This window comes from Bacillus sp. AK128 (assembly GCF_053903075.1).
The window spans coordinates 1529368-1556141 of sequence record NZ_CP096379.1; the positions used below are offsets into that span (position 1 = coordinate 1529368).

Annotated in this window: 29 protein-coding genes; 28 read left to right on the plus strand and 1 reads right to left on the minus strand. The window is 37.9% G+C overall.

The annotated features are described in order from the left end of the window. Window positions 1-14 precede the first annotated feature (14 nt). A complete protein-coding gene (locus M1D60_RS07435; protein ID WP_456278527.1) occupies window positions 15-149 on the minus strand; it encodes a YpzI family protein in 135 nt (44 codons plus the stop codon). Between the two features lie 118 nt (window positions 150-267). Here M1D60_RS07435 and M1D60_RS07440 point away from each other — a divergent pair, with 118 nt between their 5' ends. From M1D60_RS07440 to M1D60_RS07575, 28 genes are all read left to right on the plus strand, one after another. Next, on the plus strand, window positions 268-873 hold the full coding sequence (locus M1D60_RS07440) for a YphA family membrane protein (RefSeq protein WP_456278528.1): 606 nt from the start codon (window positions 268-270) through the stop codon (window positions 871-873). Further along, complete coding sequence (locus M1D60_RS07445) at window positions 870-1766, plus strand: YIEGIA family protein (protein WP_456278529.1); 897 nt, start codon at window positions 870-872, stop codon at window positions 1764-1766. The genes M1D60_RS07440 and M1D60_RS07445 overlap by 4 nt, the downstream gene beginning before the upstream one ends. Continuing rightward, entirely contained in the window at window positions 1763-1948 is a 186-nt protein-coding gene (locus tag M1D60_RS07450) for a capping complex subunit for YIEGIA (protein WP_456278530.1), read from the plus strand. Before M1D60_RS07445 ends, M1D60_RS07450 begins: the two co-directional genes overlap by 4 nt. 154 nt (window positions 1949-2102) lie before the next feature. After that, window positions 2103-3413, plus strand: coding sequence for a ribosome biogenesis GTPase Der (gene der, locus M1D60_RS07455; protein WP_456278531.1), 1311 nt, complete (start codon window positions 2103-2105; stop codon window positions 3411-3413). Window positions 3414-3428: 15 nt separating this feature from the next. Then, window positions 3429-4472 (plus strand): NAD(P)H-dependent glycerol-3-phosphate dehydrogenase, encoded by a 1044-nt coding sequence (locus tag M1D60_RS07460; protein ID WP_456278532.1) that lies wholly within the window; start codon window positions 3429-3431, stop codon window positions 4470-4472. A 90-nt stretch (window positions 4473-4562) separates the two neighbouring features. Beyond that, window positions 4563-4808 (plus strand): stage VI sporulation protein F, encoded by a 246-nt coding sequence (locus tag M1D60_RS07465; RefSeq protein ID WP_456278533.1) that lies wholly within the window; start codon window positions 4563-4565, stop codon window positions 4806-4808. Between the two features lie 683 nt (window positions 4809-5491). Then, window positions 5492-5695: a DUF2768 domain-containing protein gene (locus M1D60_RS07470; RefSeq protein WP_456278534.1), complete on the plus strand. Its 204-nt coding sequence runs from the start codon at window positions 5492-5494 to the stop codon at window positions 5693-5695. Window positions 5696-5720: 25 nt separating this feature from the next. Continuing rightward, window positions 5721-6440 carry a hypothetical protein gene (locus M1D60_RS07475; RefSeq protein ID WP_456278535.1) on the plus strand — a complete coding sequence of 240 codons (720 nt, stop codon included), beginning with the start codon at window positions 5721-5723 and terminating at the stop codon, window positions 6438-6440. Window positions 6441-6834: 394 nt separating this feature from the next. Continuing rightward, a complete protein-coding gene (gene spoIVA, locus M1D60_RS07480) occupies window positions 6835-8313 on the plus strand; it encodes a stage IV sporulation protein A (RefSeq protein WP_456278536.1) in 1479 nt (492 codons plus the stop codon). Window positions 8314-8959: 646 nt separating this feature from the next. Then, the gene (locus tag M1D60_RS07485) at window positions 8960-9232 is read left to right on the plus strand and encodes an HU family DNA-binding protein (RefSeq protein ID WP_246942210.1); all 273 of its coding nucleotides are present in this window, start codon (window positions 8960-8962) and stop codon (window positions 9230-9232) included. 306 nt (window positions 9233-9538) lie between these two features. Beyond that, the gene (folE, locus tag M1D60_RS07490) at window positions 9539-10108 is read left to right on the plus strand and encodes a GTP cyclohydrolase I FolE (RefSeq protein WP_456278537.1); all 570 of its coding nucleotides are present in this window, start codon (window positions 9539-9541) and stop codon (window positions 10106-10108) included. Between the two features lie 73 nt (window positions 10109-10181). Then, on the plus strand, window positions 10182-10409 hold the full coding sequence (gene mtrB, locus M1D60_RS07495; protein WP_456278538.1) for a trp RNA-binding attenuation protein MtrB: 228 nt from the start codon (window positions 10182-10184) through the stop codon (window positions 10407-10409). 261 nt (window positions 10410-10670) lie between these two features. After that, window positions 10671-11468, plus strand: a complete 798-nt coding sequence (locus M1D60_RS07500; protein ID WP_456278539.1) for a heptaprenyl diphosphate synthase component 1 — start codon at window positions 10671-10673, stop codon at window positions 11466-11468. Window positions 11469-11471: 3 nt separating this feature from the next. Continuing rightward, on the plus strand, window positions 11472-12179 hold the full coding sequence (locus tag M1D60_RS07505) for a demethylmenaquinone methyltransferase (RefSeq protein WP_456278540.1): 708 nt from the start codon (window positions 11472-11474) through the stop codon (window positions 12177-12179). A 40-nt stretch (window positions 12180-12219) separates the two neighbouring features. After that, a complete protein-coding gene (gene hepT, locus M1D60_RS07510) occupies window positions 12220-13182 on the plus strand; it encodes a heptaprenyl diphosphate synthase component II (RefSeq protein ID WP_456278541.1) in 963 nt (320 codons plus the stop codon). An 87-nt stretch (window positions 13183-13269) separates the two neighbouring features. Next, a complete protein-coding gene (gene ndk, locus M1D60_RS07515) occupies window positions 13270-13716 on the plus strand; it encodes a nucleoside-diphosphate kinase (protein ID WP_456278542.1) in 447 nt (148 codons plus the stop codon). A gap of 415 nt (window positions 13717-14131) precedes the next feature. Further along, window positions 14132-14905, plus strand: coding sequence for a CheR family methyltransferase (locus M1D60_RS07520; protein WP_456278543.1), 774 nt, complete (start codon window positions 14132-14134; stop codon window positions 14903-14905). A gap of 540 nt (window positions 14906-15445) precedes the next feature. Then, window positions 15446-16615, plus strand: a complete 1170-nt coding sequence (gene aroC, locus M1D60_RS07525; protein ID WP_456279384.1) for a chorismate synthase — start codon at window positions 15446-15448, stop codon at window positions 16613-16615. Next, entirely contained in the window at window positions 16615-17697 is a 1083-nt protein-coding gene (gene aroB / locus M1D60_RS07530; protein WP_456278544.1) for a 3-dehydroquinate synthase, read from the plus strand. The genes aroC and aroB overlap by 1 nt, the downstream gene beginning before the upstream one ends. A gap of 2 nt (window positions 17698-17699) precedes the next feature. Then, entirely contained in the window at window positions 17700-18080 is a 381-nt protein-coding gene (gene aroH, locus M1D60_RS07535) for a chorismate mutase (RefSeq protein WP_456278545.1), read from the plus strand. Window positions 18081-18332: 252 nt separating this feature from the next. Continuing rightward, entirely contained in the window at window positions 18333-19850 is a 1518-nt protein-coding gene (gene trpE, locus M1D60_RS07540) for an anthranilate synthase component I (RefSeq protein ID WP_456278546.1), read from the plus strand. Beyond that, window positions 19844-20872 carry an anthranilate phosphoribosyltransferase gene (trpD, locus tag M1D60_RS07545; protein WP_456278547.1) on the plus strand — a complete coding sequence of 343 codons (1029 nt, stop codon included), beginning with the start codon at window positions 19844-19846 and terminating at the stop codon, window positions 20870-20872. Before trpE ends, trpD begins: the two co-directional genes overlap by 7 nt. Then, window positions 20865-21626, plus strand: a complete 762-nt coding sequence (gene trpC, locus M1D60_RS07550; RefSeq protein ID WP_456278548.1) for an indole-3-glycerol phosphate synthase TrpC — start codon at window positions 20865-20867, stop codon at window positions 21624-21626. Before trpD ends, trpC begins: the two co-directional genes overlap by 8 nt. After that, window positions 21623-22285: a phosphoribosylanthranilate isomerase gene (locus M1D60_RS07555; RefSeq protein ID WP_456278549.1), complete on the plus strand. Its 663-nt coding sequence runs from the start codon at window positions 21623-21625 to the stop codon at window positions 22283-22285. Before trpC ends, M1D60_RS07555 begins: the two co-directional genes overlap by 4 nt. Next, window positions 22263-23456, plus strand: coding sequence for a tryptophan synthase subunit beta (gene trpB, locus M1D60_RS07560; protein WP_456278550.1), 1194 nt, complete (start codon window positions 22263-22265; stop codon window positions 23454-23456). Before M1D60_RS07555 ends, trpB begins: the two co-directional genes overlap by 23 nt. Continuing rightward, window positions 23456-24265, plus strand: coding sequence for a tryptophan synthase subunit alpha (gene trpA / locus M1D60_RS07565; protein ID WP_456278551.1), 810 nt, complete (start codon window positions 23456-23458; stop codon window positions 24263-24265). The genes trpB and trpA overlap by 1 nt, the downstream gene beginning before the upstream one ends. A gap of 16 nt (window positions 24266-24281) precedes the next feature. After that, entirely contained in the window at window positions 24282-25370 is a 1089-nt protein-coding gene (gene hisC, locus M1D60_RS07570) for a histidinol-phosphate transaminase (protein WP_456278552.1), read from the plus strand. Window positions 25371-25670: 300 nt separating this feature from the next. Next, window positions 25671-26771: a prephenate dehydrogenase gene (locus tag M1D60_RS07575; RefSeq protein WP_456278553.1), complete on the plus strand. Its 1101-nt coding sequence runs from the start codon at window positions 25671-25673 to the stop codon at window positions 26769-26771. Window positions 26772-26774 lie beyond the last annotated feature (3 nt).

The following is a 26774-nucleotide window of genomic DNA, read 5'->3' on the forward strand; positions in this document are numbered from 1 at the left end:
CCAAGGCTGTTTTTTTATTTTGTATTTCTATCCCTTGCCGCGTCTGGCCCTTCCATTCTTGTCGATCCAGGATAGTTTAATTTTTGATCTCGATCTGACTCCACTCTTTTTTCTTTTCTAAGTTTTGTCTCTTGGCGATCTTTTCCCATTTTAACCCCTCCTTTTTTTCTTTTTTATCCTTTCCTTTAAATGAAACACACATTCAAGCAACAAGTTGATTATTTTTTAATAAATGAAGAAATAATGGAAAAGATAGGAGGGATGGATTTGGAAGGCATCTGGTTTTATTGGTTCGCATGGATAGGTTGGATTATCCTGACGTTCTTTTTTAAAAAGGATCGGCTCAGAACCACGTTAACGTCAATATTACTGCTGATTTTGATAACGGCACATCATAACATTCCCATTTTACATACAGAAGTATCCTTAGGTTTTCTTGTCATACTTGTGGTGAACTATTGTTCTATAGCTAATTTCTCCTACAAGAAATTAGCATATCTATTCATTTATACAGTGATTCTTGCCTTTTCATATGTAAGCTTTCATTTGTTTAGTATTTATGATCCAGTTTGGGTGTTCTTTCACCCATCCTTTATGGTGGCCATTATTTTAACGTATTTAACACTCCTTTTGATAAAGGAAAAGAAGGAGCGTTATATTCTATATTTATTTGGCTTATCGCATGGTGAGTTATTATATGGATTTATAATGGATTACCACCGGTTTCCGATTACGTTTGGAGGTCTTTCTTTTTTTGATATTTTTGCTATAGGTGCAACATTCATTTCAATCTGGAATGGATTTGAATTACTATCCGCTGCATTAAACCAAACTTTAAGAAAAACAAACAAGAGAAAGGCAGGGATTTTATGAGTGAATACACTTATCCCATTCTATTTGGTGTAATGGTTGGTACACTTACCAGGTTATATATGTTGAAAACAGATTACCGCCAATACCCAACCTATTTACATGGGAAAATTATACATATTGCACTTGGATTTATTGCTGCTGGTCTTGGTACAGTCGCGGTACCCTCTATTATGGAGGAGGATTTCACAGCCATTACCTTTCTTACCCTAGCCGCTTCACAATTTAGGGAAGTCCGCAATATGGAAAGAAATACATTAGCACAATTGGATGGCTTTGAACTTGTGTCGAGAGGAAATACATATATAGAAGGAATTGCAGTCGCTTTTGAAGGTAGAAATTACTTAGTTATATTCACTTCCTTCATATCTACTTTTGCTTACATTGTATGGAATATATGGGCAGGTTTATTAGCTGGTTTGATTGGTTTATTCCTTTCTAAAAAGCTAATGAGTGGAGGAAAACTGAAGGATATCGTTGATATCGAATTCGTGGAACCAAGATTTGAGGGTGCTGGATTATATGTAGATAATATTTACATTATGAATATCGGGATTCCAGAAAGGCAAAAGGAAGTCTTGAAATACGGAATGGGATTTATATTGAAACCAAAAAACTTTAATGCGAGATCAACAATCGCTAATTTAGGTCAACGACAGGCTATTTTACACGATGTATCTACGGCTATGGGTGTTTATCGTGACTCTGGTACCCCTGCACTTGTTCCATTAGCGAAACGTGACTTAGATGATGGTAGAATAGGGGTTTTTGTTTTACCACAGGTTAGGGATCATGAGAAAGCCATCGAGGTTATTGGTATGGTTCCGACCCTAGAAAACGCGATTCGTATGCCAACAGAAGCAAAAGCAAATCAAAAGGGGAAAAAAATTAAATGAATCTTGAAAAGTTTATTTTAGCGATTGTAACAACAAACAAAAATAAGGCAGCAGGTGGAACCGCTATTTTTACTTGTGACACGGTTGCAGAGATGGATGAATTCGCAAAAAATATTGAAGCAATCACAGATGGGATCGCTCATAAATTAAGCGAAGAGGTATATATCATTGTGAAGCATTAAGGAAAACATTGTTCTCTTTGCACATTTTTGGTAGGATTAAAAAGATTAGCAGGTATTGTCCCTTCTGTAAAATATGGAAGGGATTTCCTAGCTTACATGATAATCATTGAAGTGGTTAATACCAATGTGTATGGAATAGAAAGGAAGTAAATAAATGCCAAAACCAGTTATTGCGATAGTTGGGAGACCAAACGTAGGAAAATCAACTATTTTTAATAGAATTGTTGGTGAAAGAATATCTATTGTAGAAGATATACCTGGAATTACAAGAGATCGTATTTATAGTTCAGCAGAATGGCTTAATCATGATTTTAATATTATTGATACAGGTGGAATTGAAATCGGAGATGCCCCGTTTCTAGCTGAGATTCGTCAACAGGCAGAAGTAGCCATTGATGAGGCAGATGTAATTATTTTCATGGTTAATGGTAGAGAAGGAGTGACCTCTGCAGACGAAGAGGTTGCAAAAATACTTTATCGTTCTGACAAGCCCATCGTATTGGCAGTCAATAAAATTGATAACCCTGAAATGAGAACGGATATTTATGATTTCTACGCGTTAGGATTTGGGGAACCGGTCCCGGTATCAGGATCTCATGGGTTGGGAATTGGAGATTTACTAGATGCAGCAGCTGCCCATTTTCCAATTCGAGAAGAGGAAGATTATGATGAAAGCACCATTCTTTTTTCTTTAATCGGCCGACCGAATGTAGGGAAGTCTTCACTTGTAAATGCACTTCTCGGAGAAGAACGAGTAATTGTAAGTGATATCGCTGGGACTACAAGAGACGCTATTGACACGCCGTATACAAAGGATGGTCAGGATTATGTGATTATCGACACAGCGGGAATGAGAAAAAAAGGAAAAGTGTATGAAAGCACAGAAAAATATAGTGTTTTACGTGCGTTAAGAGCGATTGAACGCTCGGACGTTGTTCTAGTCGTTATTGACGGAGAAGAAGGAATTATTGAGCAGGATAAGAAAATTGCGGGGTATGCTCATCAGGCTGGACGAGCTGTTGTAATCGTGGTTAATAAATGGGATGCTGTTGAAAAAGATGAAAAGACCATGCAGGAATATGAAAAGAAAATTAGAGCCCATTTCCAGTTTCTCGATTATGCTCCATTGGTTTTCTTATCGGCAAAAACAAAGCGTCGAATCCATACCTTACTACCAATGATTAACATGGCCGCTGAGAACCATAACTTACGCGTTCAAACCAATGTCCTGAATGACATCATTATGGACGCAGTAGCGATGAATCCAACACCAACTGATAATGGCAAACGCTTAAAGATCTATTATGCAACCCAGGTAGCTGTGAAGCCGCCAAGCTTTGCAGTATTTGTAAATGAACCGGAGTTAATGCACTTTTCATATGAGCGCTTTTTAGATAATCAAATTCGGGCAGCATTCGGATTTACGGGTACGCCGATAAAGATTTTTGCAAGAGCTAGAAAATAAAGTATGAAAGGGAGGATGAACGTGGGGGATGTTACCGTTGTAGGTGCTGGAAGCTGGGGAACAGCATTGGCCATTGTGCTAGCAGATAACGGATATCAAGTCAGGTTATGGGCCCATAAAGCAGCACAAATTGATGAGATTAATCATAAACGTACGAATGAAAAATACCTACCTGGTATTGTGTTACCAGACAATGTAAAAGGATATACGTCACTAAATCAATCTTTAGATGGGATTGAAACAATTATTCTTGCCGTGCCGACAAAGGCGATCCGCGAGGTAATGGCACAAATACGTGAGATTCTTAAAAAACCAATTACAATTGTTCATGTTAGTAAAGGTATTGAACCAGATACCTTTAAAAGGGTGTCTGAGGTCATAACAGAGGAAATGCCAGCTGATTTACTAGTGGATGTAGTCGTCCTCTCTGGACCAAGTCATGCTGAAGAAGTGAGTAGAAGACAGCCGACAACTGTAACAGTTGCTTGTGAGAATATGGTGTCTGCTGAAAAAGTCCAAGATATGTTTATTAACCAGCATCTCCGTGTCTATACAAATCCAGATGTGGTAGGTGTTGAGATCGGTGGCGCATTAAAGAATATTATCGCCCTTGCTGCAGGTATTACAGACGGACTGGGCTATGGAGATAATGCAAAAGCTGCCTTAATTACTAGAGGGTTAGCTGAGATTGCCAGACTTGGTGTAGCAATGGGTGCCAATCCATTAACTTTCGCTGGTCTTACTGGGATTGGTGATTTAATTGTAACTTGTACTAGTGTACATAGTCGAAACTGGCGTGCAGGTAACCTACTAGGTAAAGGGCAAAGCTTAGATGAAGTATTAGAAAACATGGGTATGGTTGTTGAAGGTGTTAGAACGACTAAAGCAGCTTACCAGCTTGCCCGAAAAATGAATGTCAGTATGCCTATCACAAATGCTTTATATGATGTGTTGTTTAATGACAAGACACCGAAGGAAGCCGTTGATTCACTAATGGCCAGAGGGAAAACACATGAAATGGAAGATCTTGCTTCCATTCTAGGAAAACCTTCTAACTAAGGCAAACATAAAATCAAGCCTACTTTTTTATCACAGTTCTGTGAGCTCTGCATAGGATATGGTGAGTCTATGTAGAGGAGGATTTATGTTATGAGCCTATTTGATAATATTGAAAAGAAAACAAACATAAAAAAAGAAGATATATTTAATCTAGCTGACTCTGTAAAGAGTGCAAATTTCCAGGATGAGCAAACGGTGCGTCAATTGATTAAACAAGTTTCTGCCCTAGCCGGTAAACCTGTTGCTAAGGAAAAAGAAGATCAGATTGTAGAGGCAATTATTAGTAATAATATGCCGATGGATATAAATACAATCGGTAAAATGTTTAAGAAATAATTTAGCAGAAATAGGCTACAAGAGGATGCAAATATACTTGGAATCGCATAGAATAATACGAAGCAAACTTTGAGTTGAGCTGCTTTGTTGTATGGTATATCTAGTCGACAAGCTGAAGTGAGGATGCCCCCTTTACTTCAGCTTTTTTGTGTATTTTCGCCTAACTAGTTACAATTAACTTTACTAAACTCTTGAAATACATAGGTTTTGATCCTACTTTCAATAGAGTCTTTATGTAAAGAATGTTAATATAACTGTGTTAATAAAAAATGAACGCCCTTTTGGGGAGGATTGCTTCATGTTCGGTCGTTTATAGGGTGAATGAACGCCCTTCTAAGTAGGATTGCGCCAGGTACGGTCGTTCATAAGAGGAATGAACGCCCTTTTGAGCAGGATTACGCCAGGTTGGGTCGTTCATAGGGTGAATGAACGCCCTTCAAAGCAGGATTGCCCCAGGTACGGTCGTTCATAAGGTGAATGAACGCCCTTCTGAGCAGGATTGCCCCAAGTACGGTCGTTCATAAGTTTAATCAACGTTGGCTAGTCTTAACGCCCTGCAAGATGCCGGTTAGGCAGTCGGTGCAGGACTAAAGCATGCGAATCCAGCCACTCGATAAAATAAGCTTTCTCTAATTATGTAGTTTTATGTTATAATATTTGACGATTTAAGAAGGAGTGAGAGGATGTCAACGGGACTTATAAAAATGTGGTTTGCACTAGGGGCAATGGGTTTAATGTTTCTTTCAGTCATGACAATTATGCTTAGTAGATATAAACTTAAAAATGCTTTTTTTAGATGGACAACCGCTGTTATTGCTTATGCAATGATGATTATAGCAGGAATCGTCATATTTTTTGTTGTGTTTACAGGACCAGTTAGTGAATAAATAGGCTTAGATAAGGCGGAATAAGATGAAAAAATATATGTTTATCCTGATTTTATGCTCGTTTATTTTGTCAGGCTGTTTATATCCTGATGATCGGTTGGCTCAAAATACCGTTCCATATGCTGAACAGCTTGAATCTGTACAAAGAGCTGTAGATCAATTTAAAGAAGATAGTGGTGGTTTATTACCAATTAAAGATCGGGAAATGGGTACACCGATTTATCAGAAATACCCGATTGATTTTGGGAAAATTGTACCACGTTATATGTCAGAGCCACCGTCAACTGCATATGAAAGCGGTGGGATTTATCAGTATGTATTAATCGATGTAGAAGAAAATCCAACAGTGAAATTAATTGATGTAAGATTAGCTGATGAAATTCGGGACTTAAAAACTAGAATTCTCGTTTACAAGCGCTCTAACAACGGCTATCCACCGTTTGAAAAAGTGTTAGCCAATCATATTTTTACAGTTGATTATCAAAAACTAGGCTATGAAGATCCTCCGTTTGTTGTAAGTCCTTATTCGGGAGAAACATTGCCGTTCATTATCGATAATCAAGGTGAAATATATATAGACTATTCGTTAGACTTATACAGAGCTCTGCAAGAGACAGATACTGTTGTTGAACCTGGTGAAGACATTCGACCGATCCTTTTAGAGGACTCCGTCTTTGTTCCGGCTTTTTCTGTACCCTATACAGTTGAAAATAATGAACCAATATTTTTAGAGCCACAAAAATAGTAGTGTAGTCTTGGATAAAATCATAAGCTAAAAATCATGTTTTCCTAAAGAAATAAAAAAATTTAATAAAATTGTCATGAACCCTTCTGTTTAGAATAAACTCTACAGAAGGGTTTTTGTATGAAACGAGTAATCATTACCGAAATAGAAATTATTTCTTTATTTTGTAGAGCCACAAAAAACCCTTTCACAAACGTATGCTTTGTTAAGAAAAGTAAGCCTAATCAACATTTGGCTTTTAACATAGCAAAACAATCTAGTAGAATTCAAAAAAATTTCTACAACAATAGTCATAATTAAATAGGACAACATCATAAGATATATTGTCCTAGATTATTAGTCATTTTTGGATAGATATTATCCCAAGAAGTTTTGAAGATCGGGAGGGGATCACTTGGAAAAGGTAGATATTTTTAAGGATATCGCTGAGCGCACTGGTGGCGATATATATTTAGGAGTTGTAGGTGCAGTTCGAACAGGGAAATCTACTTTTATTAAAAAGTTTATGGAATTAGTAGTTTTACCGAATATTGCAAATGAAGCTGACAAAGCACGCGCACAAGATGAATTACCTCAAAGTGCAGCTGGAAAGACAATCATGACCACTGAACCAAAGTTTGTTCCGAATCAAGCGGTATCGCTTCATGTTTCGGATGGACTAGATGTCAATGTTCGTCTAGTAGACTGTGTGGGATACACAGTTCCAGGCGCAAAGGGTTATGAAGATGAAAATGGTCCAAGGATGATTAATACACCGTGGTATGAGGAGCCGATCCCATTCCATGAGGCAGCAGAAATCGGGACACGAAAAGTTATTCAAGAGCATTCTACAATCGGAGTAGTCATTACAACGGACGGATCCATCGGTGAAATTCCACGTCATGATTATTTAGAATCCGAAGAACGTGTTATTAACGAGTTAAAAGAAGTAGGAAAGCCATTTATTATGGTGATCAATACGGTACGTCCACATCATCCTGAAACAGAACAGCTTCGTCAAAAGCTATCAGAGCAATATGATATTCCAGTTTTAGCGATGAGCGTAGAAAGCATGAGAGAAACTGATGTGTATAACGTACTTCGTGAAGCATTGTATGAATTCCCAGTATTAGAGGTAAATGTAAACCTTCCTAGCTGGGTCATGGTACTTCGTGATAACCACTGGTTACGCGAAAGCTATCAGGATGCTGTAAAAGATACAGTAAAGGATATTAAACGTCTACGTGATGTGGACCGAGTCGTTGGACTCTTCAGTGAATATGACTTTATCGAAAATGCCGGGTTAGCTGGTATTGAGATGGGGCAAGGTGTAGCAGAGATTGATCTATATGCTCCTGATACACTTTACGATCAAATTTTAAAAGAAGTAGTGGGCGTAGAGATTAGAGGAAAAGACCACTTACTTCAGCTGATGCAGGACTTTTCATATGCAAAGGCAGAATATGATCAAGTTGCTGATGCGCTTAAAATGGTAAAGCAAACTGGTTATGGTATTGCTGCACCTGCTTTATCAGACATGGCACTTGATGAGCCTGAAATCATTCGTCAAGGCTCGAGATTTGGTGTAAGACTTAAAGCTGTTGCACCATCAATCCATATGATTAAAGTAGATGTTGAGTCTGAGTTTGCACCAATTATCGGAACTGAGAAGCAAAGTGAAGAGCTAGTTCGTTACTTAATGCAGGATTTTGAAGATGACCCACTTTCAATTTGGAATTCTGATATTTTTGGTAGATCACTTAGCTCCATTGTCCGTGAAGGTATTCAGGCGAAGCTTTCACTAATGCCAGAGAATGCAAGATATAAACTAAAAGAGACATTAGAGAGAATCATTAATGAAGGATCTGGTGGTTTAATCGCTATTATCCTATAAGCCTCGACTCCGTATAGGGGTCTTTTTTTTGCTCTTTTCCAATACCTTGTTGTGTATAGGTACTAAGTCAAATGTACCTTTTTTAAGATGGGGCCATATTCTTTGGCTCTTGTTATTTTAAAAATAACAGTGAGGTAAACCTAATACATAGATAAGAGTTTTAATAGTAGAGAAGTGTTTTGCCTATTTGTTTATGTAACTTTAATCAAATGGTAAAAGTCTTAGCCGAAATCTTCTCATTCATCCTAGCTCGAAGTAAATAAACTTGACGAAATAAAAGAAAAAGTTACTTTTTTTCTTGAACAGGAATTGGCTATACCTTAGACTGAACAGGAGGTTAGCGCCTTTTGTGATAAACTTAATAGAGAGTGTAACGAAATGGAGAAATATGCCTAAATATGAAATATTTCTATTGAAATGTATTGAATTATGTCAAAATATCGTTTAATATAAGGCTTGCAGGCGAATTGCTTTGCTTTTAGAAGTATAGAAACTTTAAAAAATGTGAAGTAATGATAGTAGGCTGTTATTTCACAACAATTAACTAATGTGTTTAATCGCATTTGTAAAAAAACAGAATGAATGTGACGTATATCTCTATAGAGACTATATGCACCGAATATCCATTTGGGAGGAGGTGAATGGCATGAACAAGACAGACTTAATTAACGCAGTAGCAGAAGCTAGTGAACTATCTAAGAAGGATGCAACAAAAGCAGTTGATGCTGTTTTTGATTCAATTTTAGAAGCACTTAAAAATGGTGATAAGGTTCAATTAATTGGTTTTGGTAACTTCGAAGTACGTGAGCGTGCAGCTCGTAAGGGTCGTAACCCACAAACTGGTGAAGAAATCGAAATCGCTGCAAGCAAGGTTCCTGCATTCAAACCAGGAAAAGCACTTAAAGATGCAGTAAAATAATCCTTACATACTAAGGTGAGAGAGTCGCACATTTGTGCGGCTCTTCTTTTTTGCTTAAACAAGTTGCATATGCTAGAATTCTTTTAGTGAAAGAATCTGATTCTTAATCTTTTTTAGGGCTAAGTTAAGTAAATGACCTTGAATAAGTTGATAAATAATTTAAGTGTTAGTCTGCTTCGTATGCATTGTCTTTCTTTTTTCTTTTCTGGAATCTAAATTAATATATATAATCTGTAGTTGATCACTTCTAATCAATTAACAGTGTGAAAAGTAAATATTTTATAAACATTATCGGAGGAACCACTTATGTCTAATACAATCAATTATGAACAAATTGAACATGCTATAAAGTTAATTTTAGAAGCTATTGGAGAAGATCCTAATCGTGAAGGGTTATTGGATACACCTAAACGTGTAGCTAAAATGTACGCAGAAGTTTTTTCAGGATTAAATGAGGATCCAAAAGAACATTTTAAAACAATCTTTGGAGAAGATCATGAAGAACTTGTCCTCGTTAAAGACATTCCTTTCTTTTCTATGTGTGAACACCATCTTGTTCCATTCTATGGTAAGGCACATATAGCCTATATTCCAAGAGGGGGAAGAGTAACTGGCTTAAGTAAACTAGCTAGAGCAGTTGAAGCGGTTGCTAAAAGACCTCAACTTCAAGAACGAATTACATCAACTGTAGCAGACTCTATGGTAGAATCGCTTGAGCCACTTGGTGTGATGGTGGTGATTGAGGCAGAACATATGTGTATGACAATGCGTGGTGTTAAAAAGCCAGGTGCATCCACAGTTACTTCTGCAGTTAGAGGAGTTTTTGAAAATGATGTGTCAGCAAGAGCAGAAGTACTTTCATTAATTAAATCATAATTCTATTATTGACACTTTTTACGGATTAAGGGATAGTTAAGGAAATAAGTTCGTGTTGAAGGGGAGCTATTGGATGAAAGAGCAAACAAATAACGACTTCTTCGTCATTAAGGCAAAGGAAAATGGTGTAAATGTAATCGGGTTAACAAGAGGTTCTGACACTAGATTTCACCATTCCGAGAAATTAGATAAAGGCGAAGTAATGATTGCGCAGTTTACTGAGCATACCTCTGCTGTGAAAATTAGAGGGAAGGCCACCATTATTACTGCACATGGCCAAGTAGATACCGAAGTAGAATAAAAATATGATTGATAGAGCTGTTATGCAAAGAAAAACTTTGTTTAAAACTTGGCACTAGCCAAGTTTTTCTGCTTTTTTACTTTAGCTTCCAATCTATGGATAATTTCATTTTATTGTTTTAAAAGCAATTATTAAGAACTTTTAGACTGTCTATGCTATAATGGATGATGCCTAATTGTATAGCTATTGGCGAATAAATTCGAATATAGTGATACTTCAACGTGGAATACTAGGACTTGACTGGGGACAAGGGTGATAAATGTGAGTGACATCAATAGAAAAAAAACATATATGCTTGAAAAGATTAACCAATTTATTCACCATTCATATTTAAAAAAGTTTATTGATACCCCTAAGGTAGACGAAGATAAGCTGCTCCTTTTAGTAGCTATGTGTGATCACATAGATTATGAAAAGGATAAAACAATAGAAGCTTATATCATCACTACCATGCTAGTCCAAGTGGCTTTAGATGTACATGAAGAAGTATCGACTAAGGATGATCTTGGTGACCTTGAACAGAAGCAACAACAGTTAAAGGTTTTAGCAGGTGACTATTTTAGTGGACTATACTACAGCATACTCGCACAAATTGAAGATATACAGATGATTAAAACTATAGCGACTAGTATTAAGCGGATTAATGAACATAAAATCAGAGTGTACCGGCAGGAATCCTCTTATCTAGAGACCATGATTGATAGCTTGCGAATTATTGAAAGTGAGCTTTTCGTTAATGTTGCACAAACCCTAAAGTTAACAGGCTGGAGCTCGTTAATCGGTGAAATCCTGTTACTTAAACGACTATATAAAGAGAAATTCCAATATATTGATAGAAATTCTTCCTTACTTTCTCATCACTTAATAAAAGAAAATTCTTCTAGCAAAACGGCTGAAAATAAAATAACAGCTAATATTGATCTAATGATCATGAATACACAAGAACGAATTCAATCCATACTAACTAAAACGACTATTGAATCATCCATCATAAAAAGCTTACGGGAACTAATTAGAAGCTTTGACCGTCAAGTGCATCAAATAGTGGAAGAAGGGTGAAATATGCAAGAATCTAAAGAACAGAGAGTTCACCGTACATTTGAAAAGATATCTGATAAATATGACCTGATGAATTCCATTATAAGTTTTCAACGTCATGTGGCATGGCGTAAAAAAACGATGCAATTAATGAATGTTCAAAAAGGCGACCATGCTCTTGATCTTTGCTGTGGTACAGCTGATTGGACAATTGCATTGGCAAATGAAGTAGGACAGACTGGAAAGGTTTATGGCCTTGATTTTAGTAAAAACATGCTTAGTGTTGGTGAACAAAAGGTGAAAGAGCTAAAGTTGGATCAGATCGAACTTATTCATGGGAATGCAATGGAACTTCCTTTCCCAGATGAATCGTTTGATTTTGTAACAATCGGATTTGGCCTTCGAAATGTTCCTGACTATATGCAGGTCCTAAAAGAAATGCACCGCGTACTCAAGCCAGGTGGACAGGCAGTCTGCTTAGAAACCTCTCAACCAGAGCTTCCTGTTTTTAAACAAGTTTATTATTTATATTTCCAATATATCATGCCATTATTTGGTAAGGTGTTCGCAAAGAGCTTTGAGGAGTATTCATGGTTGCAGGAATCAGCTAAAGACTTCCCAGGAATGAGTGAGCTAGCAAAGATGTTTAAAAATGCTGGTTTCTCAAGAGTAGAAGTAAAGGCTCACACTTTCGGTGTTGCTGCTACTCATATTGGTTATAAGAAAGCATAATAACAATAAGTAAATTTGTAGAAAAACTTAGGTGAATCATATGAAGTTAAATAAAATGTATTCGTTTTTGAATACGGACCTAAAGGAAATAGAAAGAGAGCTTCAAGAAACGATTAAGTCTGAGCATCCATTGCTTCAAGAGGCCTCATTACACACACTTCAAGCAGGAGGAAAGAGACTTCGTCCTGTTTTTGTGTTGCTTGCCGGGAAGTTTGGTGATTATGATCTTTCCACTATCAAAAATGTGGCAGTAGCTCTTGAGCTCATTCATATGGCTTCACTTGTGCATGATGATGTAATAGATGATGCCGAATTAAGAAGAGGTCAGCCTACGATCAAATCAAAATGGGATAACCGAATCGCTATGTATACAGGGGATTATATTTTTGCGAGATCTTTAGAGCTCATGACAAATATAGAAAATGCTGAAGCCCATAAAATTCTTTCTCATACAATTGTTGAAGTAAGTTTAGGGGAAATTGAGCAGATTCGCGATAAGTACAATTTTAATCAACATTTAAAAACATACTTACGTAGAATTAAACGAAAAACAGCTTTGTTAATTGCCGTAAGCTGCCAGCTTGGTGCCGTTGCTTCAAACGTACCTCGAGAGGTTCATCAGAAGCTTTTCCTTTTTGGATATTATGTAGGGATGTCCTTCCAAATAACAGATGATATTCTGGATTTTACCGCGACAGAAAAGCAACTTGGAAAACCAGCCGGTGGGGATTTAAAACAAGGGAACATAACTCTCCCGGTACTCTATGCTATGAAGGATGAAAAGTTACGCAAACAGATAGAGTCCGTTCATGAGCATATAGAAGATACCGAGCTTAAAACAATTATATCTGCTATTAAACAAAGCGGGGCAATTGAACGTTCTATTCATTATAGTGATTGGTACTTACAAAGAGCACTAAAGGTCATTGAAGACCTTCCGAACAATACCTCAAAACTAGCACTCATTAATATTGCGAAATATATTGGTAAGCGAAAGTTTTAGCTATATTGCGTAACACCGAAAAGAGTGTTACTATTTTCTTTGGGCTTGAATATAAGCTTATACATAATGTAACAGGAGTGAATTAAAATGGAAAAAACGTTTTTAATGGTAAAGCCTGATGGTGTTCAACGTAATCTAATTGGTGAAATCGTAGCACGCTTTGAGAAGAAGGGATTCCAACTTGTTGGAGCTAAGCTAATGAGCATTCCTACTGAATTAGCAGAAACTCACTATGGTGAACATAAAGAACGCCCATTCTTCGGTGAATTAGTGGACTTCATCACATCAGGTCCTGTTTTTGCAATGGTTTGGGAAGGCGAAAATGTAATTGCAACAGCTAGACATATGATGGGTGCAACAAATCCTAAAGATTCTGCAACTGGCTCTATTCGTGGTGACTATGCAGTAACAGTTGGAAAGAACATTATTCACGGTTCAGACTCTCCTGAAAGCGCAGAACGCGAAATCAATCTATTCTTCAAACAAGAAGAGTTAGTTGAATATACTAAACTGATCAATCAGTGGACTAACTAATTTATAGCTAGAAATTTACCCTTTTGTTTAAGGGAAAGTTATTAAAATAATGGATCTGTTAAAGTTAAGATGTTAACTTTTTAGCAGAGTTGATTGTAGTGGAAGGACGCGAGACTCCTGCGGGAGAAGCGTGACAGGTGAGACCCCGCAGGCGCACGCCGAGGAGGCTCACCGCACGCCCCGCGGAAAGCGAGTGTCCTGTAACGAAAATCAACAACAAATTAAACATAGCTAAAATAATAATAGTGTTCAAACCAGTCATTCATCACGACTGGTTTTTTTCTTTCTGTACTTCCATCATTTTGTAAAAATAAAAAGATTAACTATCTTATTTCCGTCCTGTATAATCAAATTAAATACTAACTATTTAGTCATACTAATAGTAGTAGATCTCTCTTATAAATGAGGTAATAAAATGTCACAGGACTATATTGATTTTATAGAAAATGTAAAAAAGAAAACCGGAATTAACTTAGCATTATATAAAGAAGCTCAAATGAAAAGAAGACTTACCTCTTTATATGAAAAAAAGGGGTTCAAGAACTTCACTGAATTCTATAAAGCAATGACTACTGAACAAAAGCTTTATGATGAGTTTTTGGATCGAATGACGATTAATGTTTCTGAATTTTATCGAAACGGAATGAGATGGAAGATCCTACAAGATAAAATTGTTCCTAGATTACTTCAAGAAAATAAGCGGTTAAAAGTTTGGAGTGCTGCGTGTTCCACTGGAGAGGAACCCTATTCACTAGCAATGGTATTATCTAACTTCATGCCACTAAGCAGCATTTCAATTTTGGCAACTGACTTAGATGAGAATGCTATTGCTCGTGCAAAGACGGGGATATATCCAGAGAGATCTCTTTTAGAAGTTCCAGCTGACATGAAGAGTAAATATTTTTCGAAAGATGGCATGTTTTATAAGGTGGACGACGCTGTCAAGAAGACTGTTACCTTCAAAAAACAAAATCTACTTTCTGATTCCTTTGACCAAAACTTTGATTTAATCGTATGTAGGAATGTCATGATCTACTTTACAGACGAAGCTAAAGATATCCTTTATCACAAATTTAGCCGTGCTTTAAGACCAGGCGGTATCTTATTTGTAGGGAGTACCGAGCAAATCTTTAATCCGCAAACCTACCAATTTGAATCGGAAGATACCTTTTTCTATCGTAAAGTCTAGGCCCTCAAGAGAGGGTCTATTTTTTATGAATGCTGTTATACATAAGAAGGCAATTTAAAAAGAATGATAGTCGTACTTTAAAACTTCCAACTATCAAATCAGCTAACGGGAATGGTAAAATATAGTATCGAGAGGATTATTTTTTAATCAGCCGTGTTAAAGTACAGTGTTGATATTTAGCAGAGTTGATTGAAGTGGAAGGACGCGAGACTCCTGCGGGAGAAGCGTGGTGAAGGAGACCCCACAGGCGGTAACGCCGAGGAGTTTAAAAGGAACTTCTGCTAGGGTCGCTCACGTCCTGTGAGCAACGCAGAAGCCAGCACATCCTGTGCAAGTGCGGAAAGCGAGTGTCCTGGAACGGAAATCAACAACAAACTTTAATAGGGCCTTTTTATTTTATCGAATCCTAATTTTTTAATGATGTATACAAAAAAATGATAAATTATACTTCTCGTATACTTTCAAAGTATGATATATTTGTACTTAACTATTTATCAACACATAAAAGCTTTAAAGCGATAAAGGAGGATGTTCAAGATGATGAGGTATTTAACAGCTGGAGAATCACATGGACCACAACTTACCACCATAATTGAAGGAGTACCAGCGGGTGTTCCTTTAACGGTTGAAGATATTAATGAAGAATTAGCGAGAAGGCAAAAGGGTTATGGCAGAGGCCGTCGCATGCAAATAGAAAAGGATCAAGTGAAAATTGTAAGTGGAGTTCGTCATGGTGTTACACTTGGCTCTCCCATTACATTAGTGGTTGAAAATAATGATTGGAAGCATTGGACAAACATTATGGGAATTGAACCGACCGACTTAGATGAAGCGGAAGTTAAGAGGAAGGTTTCTAGGCCAAGACCAGGTCATGCTGATTTAAATGGCGCGATCAAATATGGTCACCGTGATATGAGAAACGTATTAGAGAGATCATCTGCCCGTGAGACAACAGTTCGAGTAGCAGCTGGGGCAGTAGCTAAGAAGGTTCTTAGTGAATTAGGTATCCAAGTAGGCGGACATGTCCTAGAAATTGGTGGAGTTAAGGCTAAGCCTGCAGAGTACGATAGCATAGAACAGCTTCAGTCTGTTACAGAAGATTCTCCTGTTAGATGCTTTGACTCAGAAGCAGGGCCAAAAATGATGGAAGCTATTGATCAAGCAAAGCAAAATGGGGATTCAATTGGTGGAATTGTTGAGGTAATCGTTGAGGGTGTCCCAGCAGGTATGGGGAGCTATGTCCACTATGATCGAAAATTAGATGCTAAGATCGCTGCTGCTGTCATTAGTATAAATGCATTTAAGGGTGTTGAATTTGGAATTGGTTTTAAAGCTGCTGAGGTACCAGGTAGCTTAGTTCACGACGAAATTCTATGGGATGAAGAGAACGGGTATACTCGTCGTACTAATAACTTAGGTGGTTTTGAAGGTGGAATGACGACTGGGATGCCAATTGTTGTACGCGGAGTTATGAAGCCTATTCCAACTTTATATAAGCCATTAAAAAGTGTGGATATTGATACAAAGGAACCATTTGAGGCGAGTATTGAGCGCTCTGACAGTTGTGCTGTTCCAGCTGCAAGTGTTGTAGCAGAATCTGTCGTAGCATGGGAACTAGCTACGGCTATTATCAACCAATTTGGTCAAGACCGATTGGATTTGGTGAAGCAAAATGTTCAACAGGCTAAAGAGTGGGCGAGGAAATTTTAATGAAGGAACTATTAATACAAACGAACTCAAGGGAATATCCTTTATTAATAGGAACAGATCTGTTTCAACAAAAAGTAATCCTTGATTCTGTATTAAAGGATACACCTTCTACAATATTAATTATTACTGACAGTGCCGTAGCGCCTTTATATTTAACCGATGTTGAAAAATCACTAGCTCAGTACACATCTGTATTTTCAAAGATTGTTCCTAGTGGAGAAAAATCTAAGTCTGTTGATCTATTTTATGAATGTCAAACCATGGCGATGGAAAAGGGTCTTGATCGAAATTCCTTAATCATAGCCCTAGGTGGCGGAGTAGTAGGGGATTTAGCAGGATTTGTAGCGGCTACTTTTATGAGGGGAGTAAGGTTTATACAAGTCCCGACCACTTTATTAGCTCATGATAGTGCAGTTGGTGGAAAGGTTGCAATTAACCATCATCTTGGGAAAAACTCAATTGGTGCATTTTATCAGCCTGAAGCAGTCATTTATGATCTTTCTTTCCTGAAATCACTTCCTGAAAGCCAGTGGAGAGCAGGATTTGCGGAGCTTATTAAGCATTCTCTTATATGGGAGAAGGAATTTTATCCATGGTTACGTGAAAACGTCCCGACTTTAGCTGATTTAAATGGAGCTATTCTTGAGGAAGCACTAAAACGGGGGATTCAAGTTAAAGCAACAGTGGTGAATCAAGATGAAAAGGAAACCGGGATACGTGCCTATTTGAATTTTGGTCATACCCTTGCGCATGCCCTGGAGTCTGAGTTAGGCTATGGAACGATTAGCCATGGTGATGCGGTCGCAATTGGAATGATTTTTGCCATGAAAGTTAGTGAAAGGATTTTAGGTGTATCATTGCCTATAAAAGAGTTACAGGACTGGTTTGACCAACTTGGGTTCCCGGCTTTTCCACCTAATTTATCCGCAAGTTCATTACTAGAGAAAATGAAAAAAGATAAAAAAGCACTTAGGGGAACGATTCGGATGTGCTTAATGAGTGAGATTGGCAGTTTGACCATAAAAGAAGTTGAGGATCAAATTCTTCTTGAAGTCCTTCAACCATACTGTAGGGAGGGATAGCCTTGATAAGAGGAATCCGTGGGGCAACAACAGTTATAGAAAACATGCCGGAGGAAATTTTAAATAAAACAGAAGCTTTGTTAAGGGAAATGGTGGAGGAAAACAATGTGGAACCCTCTGATATAGCAACCATTCTCATAACCGTTACAGATGATATTGATGCGGTATTTCCAGCTAAAGCAGTAAGAAGATTAGTTGGTTTTACTTTTGTCCCAGTGACGTGTGCAAGAGAAATACCTGTTCCTGGCTCACTAGCCTTGTGCATAAGAGTCATGATGACCGTTAATACAACCTTGGCACCACATGAAGTGAAGCATATTTATCAGGAAGATGCAATTCATTTAAGACCAGACCTACGGTTGACAAAAGGTAGTGAATTGTAATAGTATTTAAGATAGTTTAGTAAGAGTATAGATTAGCTTAAAAAAGAGATTCCTATAGAATAATAGGGTAGATGAGAATGAGTTGAGATAGTTGAGGTTAGCTGAGAAATAATGCGATAAATTCTACCCAAAGGCTTATTTGTCTTTGGGTTTTTATATTTTAATATCGTAGAAGAACGAACTTGGTTATGACCATCCTCGACTTCTCTCATTCTCCGAAGCGACTAATCGTTTGGAGGAGTGAGTGAAGAAATGTCCACTTATAATGAAACTGCATTTTTAGAAGATACAAACTACTACCGTACCATTCCAATTTTACAATCTTATTTTGTTGATACGTTAACCCCCATTCAAATTTTTCAAGCATTTAAAGAAGAAGCTGTTTATCTTCTTGAGAGTAATGATGAAACATCACCTTGGTCGAATTATTCTTTTATTGGCTTGAATCCTTTTATCACCATCGAAGAGGTGCAAGATGAGATTCAGGTATTGAATAAACAAAGGGAAATATTGTTTAAAACAAATGAATTACAACAAGCTATTCACTTTGTGAAGGATTTTGTAAAGGTAAAAGAAATTGATCGCGATATTCCTTTTAGAGGAGGAGCGGTGGGCTATATTGGCTATGATGCGATTTCTAGCATTGAAAAGGTTCCTAAGCATGCACATGATGATTTACAGTTAAAAAATTACCATCTATTATATTGTGAAACAATTATTGTGTATTCTCATTCTAAAAAAGAGATGACGTTTATCCATTATGCTCAATTAAATGGTAATGAGGATTTAGAGGAGAAGAAGGCCAGCTATAGCCAAGCTGAGCAGTTAATTCAACAATATTTCAAAGTGCTTTCTGAGCATCAGTACCATCATGAGCCTTTATTAAATCCGAAAGATTTTGATGTGGATTTTTCAAATGTCAAATCTAGTTATGATAAAGAAACCTTCGTAAATCATGTTAATAAAATCAAAGAGTATATTTCAGCCGGGGATGTGTTTCAAACGGTCTTATCACAGCGTTTTGAAATCCCAGTTAAAACAAAAGGCTTTGATTTGTATCGAGTTTTGCGTTTTGTTAATCCATCACCCTATTTATTTTATATTAAGCTTCAAGACTGTGAAATTGTTGGAAGCTCACCTGAGAAGTTAATCCAGGTGTCGGATGGTCATCTTGAAATCCACCCGATCGCAGGAACAAGAAGAAGAGGAAGAACAGAAGCCGAGGACCAAGCTCTAGGAGAAGAGCTTCTAAAAGACGAAAAAGAACAGGCTGAGCATTATATGCTCTTAGACCTAGCTCGAAACGATATTGGAAGAGTAGCGAAATATGGAAGTGTTAAAGTACCAATGGTAAAAGAGCTTCATTATTTCTCCCATGTGATGCATCTTGTTTCAAAGGTTACTGGTGAGATTCGTGAGGATGTCGATCCCGTAGAAGCACTTTTAGCATCATTTCCGGCAGGAACCGTTTCCGGTGCACCAAAGGTGAGAGCGATGCAAATTATTCAAGAGCTTGAACCAGTAGCAAGAAATGCCTACGCTGGTACAGTTGCCTATATTGGTTTTGATGGGAATATTGATTCTTGTATTACCATACGAACGGCTATTGTGAAAAATGAAACAGCCTATGTTCAGGCTGGTGCTGGAGTGGTTGCAGACTCAATCCCTGAGTTAGAGTACAAAGAAACAATTAATAAAGCCAGTGCTGTTATAAAAGCAATTCAATTAGCTGAGAAGACGTTTAGTAGAGAGGAGAGAGTAAAGTGTTAAGAGAGCTTTTACATCAATGTATAGAGGGTAAAACACTTACTTTAGCAGAGGCAGAAGAGGCAATGAATGAAATCATGAGCGGGGAAGCAACAGCAAGCCAGATCGCCAGCCTGCTTTCGATTTTACGACTTAGAGGAGAAACTGTGGAAGAAATTACAGGATTTGCTCAAGCGATGCGCAATCATATGAATACTTTGAATTTAGATATTGAAGAAGAAGTCATTGACACGTGTGGAACGGGTGGAGATGGAGTGTCTAGCTTTAATATCTCAACGGCTTCAGCAATTGTGGCAAGCTCTTTGGGTATTAAGGTTGCCAAGCATGGAAATCGAGCAGTGTCATCTAAGAGTGGAAGTGCAGATGTGTTAGAGGTGCTAGGAATCTCAATCCAGTCCACTCCTGAAGAAGCAGAACAGGCACTTAAATATCACAATATGTCGTTCTTATTTGCTCCTAACTATCACAAAGCAATGAAACATGCAGTAGGTCCAAGAAAAGAAATTGGGTTTCGTACCGTCTTTAACATCCTTGGACCATTATCGAACCCTGCACAGTCAAAACGACAAGTAATTGGTGTTTATGATTCAAAGCTTGCTTTAAAAATGGCAGAAACATTAAAGGCCCTTGGTTCTAAGCATGTTTTATTTGTTACCGGGAGAGATGGTTTAGATGAAATCTCAGTTACAACACATACGGATGTAGTCGAGTTAAAAGATGGCGTAATTACTAGCTATACGATTCATCCAACTGATTTTAACTTACAACCAGGTAATCTTGAAGATATCCAAGCAGATTCGGTTGAGGCCAGTGCGAAGCTGATCCTAGAAGTTTTTAATAACCAAGCTAATGACAGTGCCATTAATACAGTTATACTAAATGCAGGTGCTGCCATTTACGTATCAGGCAGAGTTGGTTCTCTCCAAGAAGGAGTTGACTTAGCTAGAGAAGCGATTGATACTAAAAAGGTGAAACAACATTTACAATCATTAGCTAGTCGTAAGGAGGCGCAACACTATGCTTAATAAAATCGTTGAAGTCAAAAATGAAGAAATGCAACAGTTCCAGCTTCCAATCCAGCAGGAGGTACAGCACTATTCCTTATACAATGCACTCCGAAACGCTAATAGAGAAATTGGTTTAATAGCTGAAGTTAAAAAAGCTTCTCCATCTAAAGGTATTATTAGAGAAGATTTTCATCCCGTTACGATCGCGGAGCAATATGTCCAAGCAAAGACAGATGCGATTTCTGTTCTAACGGATGAGCAGTTTTTTCAGGGAGATAAGAAATATTTATCAGCTATTAAGAAGGTTGTTGATGTACCTGTACTGCGTAAGGATTTCATTGTAGACCGTAAGCAGCTTCTGGAAAGTAAATATATTGGGGCTGATGCGATTCTACTAATTGGTGAGGTATTGGAGCCTAGAAAACTAAAGGAATTTTATCTAGAAGCAGAGGAGTTAGGTCTTGAATGTCTAGTCGAAGTCCACTCCATTCAGACTGTTGAAGCATTATTAAAAGAAATTGCACCCAAAATAATTGGGATTAACAATAGAGATTTATCTACTTTTAAAACGAGTATTGAACACACGAAGGAAATTGTAACCTACTTACCAACAACAAGTCTTGTAATTAGTGAAAGTGGCATTCATACGTATCAGGATTTACAATTTGTGAAGGCTGCAGGAGCCCATGCGGTTCTTGTTGGGGAAGCGTTCATGCGAGAAGAACACCCGGGTATTGGGATTGAAAAAATGTTTGGAGTAGAGCAAAGTTGAATAGACCTTTAGTAAAGTATTGTGGAAATCGAAGCTTTGAAGACTGGTCAAAGGTGGTCGAAAGTAAGGCGGACGTAATAGGGGTCATTTTTGCTCCTAGTAAACGTATGGTTACTGCCGATCACGTTAAAGCGTGGTTGGAACAAATACCGAAACCATCTGATAAAAAACTTGCTGGTATTTTTGTAAATGCGAGTATCGAACAAATACAGGAGGTAACGAATCAGGTTCCTCTTGATATCGTCCAATGTCACGGTAAAGAAACTCCGTCCTTCATAATTGAGTTGAAGGCCACAACAGGACTAGCAGTCTGGAAAGCGATTCATCACGATGAAGAATCATTAGAATATATGAAAACTTTTCAATCCATTTCAGATGGCTATGTGGTTGACACTAAATCCACAAAGGCATGGGGAGGAACGGGCCAATCCTTTGAATGGGAAGCAATCCCGGGTTATCTAAACGAAGCAGCTGCTCAAGGTGTCCCTTGCTTTATCGCAGGTGGAGTAAAGGTAGAAAATATAAAAGAACTCTTACTATATAATCCTATTGGAATCGATCTTGCTTCTGGGATTGAGATGAATGAACAGAAGAATAAGGATTTAATAAAGAGAATAGAAGAAGAGGTTGATAATTATGTTAACAACATTTCCAGATAAATTTGGAAGATTCGGTGACTTCGGTGGTAAATTTGTTCCAGAAACACTAATGAACCCACTCGAAGAGATTGAGCAAGCTTTGCAAGAAGCCAGTAAAGATGAATCATTTAAACAAGAATATATTTCCTTACTTAAGAATTATTCAGGCCGACCAACAGCTTTAACGTTTGCTGATCATTTAACGGAGCAGCTGGGTGGGGCAAAGATTTATTTAAAGCGTGAGGATTTAAATCATACAGGTGCACATAAGATTAACAACGCCATTGGCCAAGCTCTATTGGCTAAACGTATGGGTAAGAAGAAGATCATTGCGGAAACAGGAGCGGGTCAGCACGGGGTAGCGGCAGCAACTGTATCTGCTAAATTTGGAATGGATTGTATCGTCTTTATGGGTGAAGAGGATGTAAAGCGTCAATCCTTAAATGTTTTCCGTATGAAGCTTCTAGGAGCAACAGTCGTTCCCGTTAAGAGTGGTAATAGAACATTGAAGGATGCAACTAATGAAGCTATTAGATACTGGGTTGCTAATTGTGATGACCATTTTTATATGATTGGATCTGTAGTTGGACCACATCCTTATCCCAAAATGGTACGTGATTTCCAACGCATTATCGGTGATGAAGCAAGAGAGCAGTTCCTAGAAAAAGAAGGAAAGCTACCAGACACGGTTGTTGCCTGTGTAGGTGGTGGTAGTAATGCAGCAGGAATGTTTTATCCGTTTTTAGAAGATCCGGTTAAACTTGTTGGAGTAGAAGCAGCAGGAATGGGAGTAGATACTGAACACCATGCTGCTACGATTACAAAAGGGACGACAGGTGTAATTCATGGATCATTAACCTATCTACTTCAGGATGAAAATGGACAAATTATTGAACCATACTCTATTTCTGCCGGATTAGATTACCCTGGAATCGGTCCTGAGCATGCCTATTTAGCAAGTGTTAAGAGAGTAGATTATGTGAGTGTAACAGATGACGAAGCGTTAGAAGCCTTACAAACGTTAACGAAAACAGAAGGGATTCTTCCGGCTATTGAGTCAGCACATGCTTTATCAAGTGCCATTAAACTTGCAAAGGAAATGGACCCATCTCAAACAATTCTGGTCTGCTTATCAGGACGTGGCGATAAAGACGTTCATACTTTAATGGAACGAATGGAAGGTGAAGCATAATGACGATATCAGTTGAAAGAACAATTCCAACAACGAAATTTTTATTTGTACCTTTTATTGTCGCTGGTTTTCCAGATGAAGATACAACGGTAGAGCTAGCTCTTATGCTTCAAAAGCTTGGTGCATCTGCTTTAGAGCTAGGAGTTCCTTATTCAGATCCACTTGCAGATGGTCCAATTATTCAAGAAGCTGCTTCAAAAGCATTAAAAAATGGGATGTCGATTAAAAAAGCAATGAAGCTTGTTAGCGTAATGAGAAAAAAAGGTGTACAAATCCCGATTATTCTTTTTACCTACTATAATCCTGTGCTACAATTAGGCGAAGAATCCTTTTTCGCTTTAGCGAAGGAAAATGATATTGATGGATTATTAGTTCCGGACATACCTTTTGAAGAGAGTGGTCGACTTCGAACCAAGTGTAAGGAGGAAGGAATGTTCTTTATTTCCTTAGTAGCACCAACGTCGGAAAAACGAATTGAGATGATAGCAAAAGAGGCTGAAGGGTTTCTATATTGTGTATCCTCACTAGGTGTTACAGGTGTTCGTAAAGAATTACACGACAGTGTTTATCCATTCCTTGAATCTGTTAAAAAGCACTCAAATATTCCGGTTGCAGTAGGATTTGGAATATCAAACGCTGAGCAGGTGACAAATCTATTACCAGTTTGTGATGGAGTGATTGTCGGTAGTGCACTCTTAAAAAAGCTATCAGAGCTAGAAACTACTATTCAAAATCCAAGTACAAAAGCAGCAGCATTAGAAGAATTTGAGGATTTTGTAAAGTCCATTATATCTCCTATTTCAGTTTAAGAGAGGAGTTTTGTAAATGGAGATTAAAAAGCAGCTATTATCGTTGAAGCCTTACCAGCCAGGTAAACCAAGTGAAGAAGTCAAAAAGGAATATGGGTTAGACAAAATTGTAAAACTAGCATCTAACGAAAATCCATTTGGCTGTTCTCCTGCAGCAAAAGAAGCGATTAAGAGTGCAATTGATGAACTAGCTATTTACCCTGATGGATATTCAACCAATTTACGGGAAACAATTGCAACTCATTTAAATGTAGAAGGAAATCAATTGATTTTTGGAAACGGGTCTGATGAAATTATTTTAATCTTAACTCGTGCCCTATTATCTCCTGAAACGAATACAGTAATGGCTACCCCTACTTTTCCTCAATATAAGCATAATGCAGTAGTTGAGGGCGCAGAGGTTAGGGAAGTAGAATTAATAGATGGAAATCATGACTTAGACGGCATGTTAAAGCAAATTGATGAGAATACGAGAATTGTTTGGGTATGTAGTCCTAATAACCCAACCGGTACGTATATAAAGAAGGATGCTTTATTATCATTCCTTGAACAAGTACCCCAATCAACGTTGGTTGTATTGGATGAAGCTTATTATGAATACGTAGAGGCAGATGACTTATTGGAAACAGTGCCTTTATTACAGCAATACTCAAACCTAATAATCCTTCGTACATTCTCAAAAGCATATGGTCTAGCAAGTCTTAGAATTGGATATGGAATTGGGAATGCTGACTTCATTCGTCAAATTGAACCTGCTAGAGAACCTTTTAATACATCAAGAGTTGCCCAAGCAGCTGCAATAGCATCTATCCAAGATCAGGACTTTGTCGCGGCATGTAAAACTAAGAATCGCGAAGGTCTAAACCAGTTTGAGGCGTTCTGTCAGGAACATAATCTAGGCTATTATCCTTCTCAAGGAAATTTTATTTTAATTGACTTCAATCCTTTACAAGGAAATGAGGTATTCCAATACCTACTAGAGCGTGGCTATATCGTCCGTTCCGGTAATGCACTAGGCTTCCCAACAAGTGTCCGCATAACAGTAGGAACACAACAAGAAAATGAAGAAATCATCTCGATTTTAAAAGAGATGTTGGGGAAGTAATCTATTAGCATGTTAAAGAGTAATCTAGATAGTAGCATAGTTGATTGAAGAGGAAGGATGCGAGACTCCTGCGGGAGAAGCGTGTTGAGAGAGACCCCGCAGGCGCAAAGCGCTGAGGAGGCTCACGAGACCGCCCGCGGAAAGCGAGTGTCCTGGAGCGGAAATCAACAACGAGGTTTAACAGAGCTCGAGATAGAAGCACGAAAAAGTATGAAAAGGCTAAAACAATAGTAACAAACAAAGGATGGTAGGTGCGAACCTACCTTTTTGTCTACATATCTTTAAAAATTAGGTGATTACATGAAGAAACGAGTTTTACTAGTAGGTCTAGGTTTAATTGGTGGTTCCATTGGACTTGCTATAAAAAGAGAGAAAGACGTAACCATTGTGGGCTATGATATTCACTTTGAACGGTTAAAGCTGGCACAAGCTCTTCATGTAATTGATGAGATTGGTACAGAGCTCTCAGATGAAGCAAGGTTAGCCGATTATATAATCATTTCAACCCCTGTTACACAAACCGAGCAGATCTTGTCTGATTTAGCTAATTTACCTTTAAAAAACGGTGTCATTATTACGGATGTAGGGAGCACTAAAAAACAAATCGTTTTAAAAGGTCATGCCATTCAACAGGATGAGGTTTATTTTATAGGTGGACATCCTATGGCAGGTTCTCATAAAACGGGAGTGGAATCCTCAAGAGCTCATCTATTTGAAAATGCTTTTTATATATTAACACCTACTCCAGAAACACCACGCTATGTGATTGATTCCCTAAAGGAGTTGCTTTCTGGTACAAAGGCAAACTTTCTTGAAATGACTCCTGATGAACATGACCAGATTGCTGGGCTGATCAGTCATTTTCCGCATATCATTGCAGCAAGCTTGGTTCATAATGTCGCTTCGTATCAAAGCGAAAGTCATGACATAAGCCGACTAGCTGCAGGGGGATTTAGAGATATAACGAGAATTGCATCCTCTAGTCCTACGATGTGGAGAGATATCCTGATTCATAACCGTGAACCATTGTTGAATATGTTTGATGAATGGATGAAGGAAATGAATTCTGTTCGAGAAATGATTGATCAATTTGATGCAAATCAGATTTATCAATATTTTGAGACGGCAAAGCAATATAGAGATGGACTTCCTAGTAAGACAAAGGGAGCTATACCAGCCTTTTATGATTTGTTCGTGGATGTGCCTGACTATCCAGGGGTCATCTCTGAGGTCACAGCTATTCTAGCAGAAAACAAAATCAGTATTACAAATATCAGAATTATAGAAGCTAGAGAGGATATCTACGGAGTGCTACGCCTTAGCTTTCAAACAGAGGATGATCGCTTAAGGGCGAAGCAATGCTTAGAGTCTAATAAATATGAAACATATGTTACCCAGTAAGGA